This window comes from Leclercia sp. LTM14 (genome assembly GCF_023736175.1).
Classification (GTDB): domain Bacteria; phylum Pseudomonadota; class Gammaproteobacteria; order Enterobacterales; family Enterobacteriaceae; genus Enterobacter; species Enterobacter barmai.
The window spans coordinates 1-306 of the sequence record NZ_JAIKTT010000038.1 but is presented as its reverse complement, the minus strand read 5'-3'; the positions used below and the strand labels follow the sequence as shown (position 1 = coordinate 306).

At 52.3% G+C, this 306-nt stretch carries 2 tRNA genes; both read left to right on the top strand.

The features are described 5' to 3' along the window. The first annotated feature begins 20 nt into the window (after nucleotides 1-20). Nucleotides 21-97, top strand: a tRNA-Ile gene (locus K5I40_RS23815). A gap of 105 nt (nucleotides 98-202) precedes the next feature. Beyond that, nucleotides 203-278: transfer RNA gene (locus K5I40_RS23810), tRNA-Ala, on the top strand. Nucleotides 279-306: the final 28 nt, after the last annotated feature.

Below are 306 nucleotides of genomic sequence, written 5' to 3'. Positions count from 1 at the left end.
TAGCAGTAAAAAATCTCTGCAGGCTTGTAGCTCAGGTGGTTAGAGCGCACCCCTGATAAGGGTGAGGTCGGTGGTTCAAGTCCACTCAGGCCTACCAAATTTTTACTGATGCTGCGTTGCGGCGACACTCACATACTTCAGTATGCTTCGTGTCACCACGCCTTGCCTCAGAAAAAATTACCGGTACAGAGATGACCACGATGGGGCTATAGCTCAGCTGGGAGAGCGCCTGCCTTGCACGCAGGAGGTCTGCGGTTCGATCCCGCATAGCTCCACCATCCTTTACTGCGACAACATGAAAACTTC